The organism is Oleiphilus sp. HI0061 (assembly GCF_001635675.1).
Genome location: NZ_LWFE01001711.1, coordinates 1 through 657 on the forward strand (window position 1 = coordinate 1; position 657 = coordinate 657).

At 47.0% G+C, this 657-nt stretch carries 1 protein-coding gene; it reads left to right on the forward strand.

Annotated elements, in window-relative coordinates; translation table 11 throughout:
• Nucleotides 1–657, forward strand: a 657-nt coding sequence (locus tag A3735_RS26380; RefSeq protein WP_197486065.1) for an immunoglobulin domain-containing protein, incomplete at both ends; no start/stop codon positions are given.

Here is a 657-nt window from a genome sequence, read left to right on the forward strand (position 1 = left end):
TTAACTCGCACCCCGTTTCATTAACAGTATCCGAAGGAAGCTCCGCTTCATTTAGCGTCAACGCTGGCGGTGGAGGCTTTCTGACTTACCAATGGCGACACAATGGCACGGATATTAGCGGCGCATATAGCAATACCTTAAGCCTAAACTCAGTCGAGTTAAGTGATGCAGGGAGCTATGATGTGACAGTTAGTAACACGCAAGGCTCCGCTACATCTTTCAGTGCAAACCTAAGCGTATTATCTATAAGTGTACCGGTAAGCATAACCCAGCAGCCCTATTCACAAGAGATCAACGCGGGTGAAAGTGTAGACTTAACAGTTCGCACTAGCGGAGACGGCCCATTCTCATATCAGTGGCTATTCAATGGCGAAGAGTTAGTTGGCGCTAATTCGCAGGACTTGAGCATCAGCAATGCGGGTATCGAAGATACCGGCTTATATTCTGTAGTCGTCAGTAATGCCAGCAGTGAAGCTTACTCACAAGAAGCCTTGGTCTCGGTTAACTCTCTACCTTCTTCACTCGAGCTAAGCTGGTCTGCGCCAAGCACACGTGAAGACGGCAGCGCACTGGAAAGTAGTGAAATTTCAGCATATGTTATCGAATATGCTTATAACAACACCGAGCTAAACCAAAGCATTCGTATTAACAGCACAG